The 1,154-nt window shown below is 44.5% G+C and carries 3 protein-coding genes; all 3 read right to left on the bottom strand.

The genetic code is table 11. The features are described from left to right. Window positions 1–41: 41 nt before the first annotated feature. A complete protein-coding gene (rpsM, locus tag A3762_RS22305; protein ID WP_068475237.1) occupies window positions 42–398 on the bottom strand; it encodes a 30S ribosomal protein S13 in 357 nt (118 codons plus the stop codon). 137 nt (window positions 399–535) lie between these two features. After that, entirely contained in the window at window positions 536–649 is a 114-nt protein-coding gene (gene rpmJ / locus A3762_RS26150) for a 50S ribosomal protein L36 (RefSeq protein ID WP_082862969.1), read from the bottom strand. Window positions 650–685: 36 nt separating this feature from the next. Further along, the coding region (locus A3762_RS22300; protein ID WP_369820715.1) for a preprotein translocase subunit SecY at window positions 686–1,154 on the bottom strand (469 nt) is incomplete at its 5' end.

Here is a 1,154-nt window from a genome sequence, read left to right as displayed (position 1 = left end):
TACGGGTACGTGTACCTGGCTTTGCCATTACTGTTTCCTACTTATTTACGAATTGGTTTGCGTGGACCCTTACGAGTGCGAGCGTTAGTCTTACTACGCTGACCACGCACAGGCAAACTGTGGCGGTGGCGAAGACCACGGAAGCAACCAAGATCCTTCAAACGTTTAATGTTCATTTGTACTTCACGGCGCAAATCACCTTCAACGGTCAGTTTAGTGACCTCAGTACGAAGCGAATCCAACTGTTCTTCAGTTAGCGAGCTAACTTTAGCTGTTGGAGTAACGCCTGTTGCGTCGCAAAGTTTGTATGCTGTCGTTCTACCTACACCATAAATGTACGTCAGTGAAATCACTGCGTGCTTATTGTCAGGTATGTTGACACCGGCTATACGTGCCATTCATCTAACTCCGCTTAATTCAATGACCTTAGGGATTTCCCTTGGCCATATTTGTTACCGTCATTAAAAAGGGCGCGAATCATATACCTTGATCAAAAATAAATCAAGGGAACGTCACGCCCTTTTACAAGCCTGGTTTAACCCTGGCGTTGCTTATGACGAGGTTCTGAGCAAATGACTCGAACTGAGCCATTGCGACGAATAATTTTACAGTTACGGCAAATCTTCTTTACCGAAGCACGAACTTTCATTATCTGCTCCAACTATTTGCTAAAACCTACCGGTTATCACAGCATTCCGCTGTTACCGTAACCTTTAAGGTTTGATTTCTTCATAACAGACTCATATTGATGAGACATCAGGTGCGACTGCACTTGAGCCATAAAGTCCATCACCACAACTACCGCAATAAGAAGTGAGGTTCCGCCGAAATAAAACGGTACGTTGAACCAAACAACCATAAACTGTGGCAGTAATGATACTGCTGTAATATAAGCAGCACCGAATATTGTTAAACGCGTAAGTACGTTATCGATGTAATTTGCAGTTTGCTCGCCAGGACGAATGTTACCAGCCAGATATGCACCAGAGCGCTTAAGATTCTCTGCTACTTCACGAGGGTTATACATTAACGCTGTATAGAAGAAGCAGAAGAAAACAACTGCCGCTGCAAACAGGATGATGTAAAGAGGCTGACTTGGGCCTAATGCTTGCGAAATATCCGCAAGCCATTCCATACCTTCGCTCTGACCGAAC

It is taken from the genome of Oleiphilus sp. HI0125 (assembly GCF_001635355.1).
Note: the sequence above shows the minus strand (reverse complement) of the source record. Positions and strands in the feature narration are given on the sequence as shown.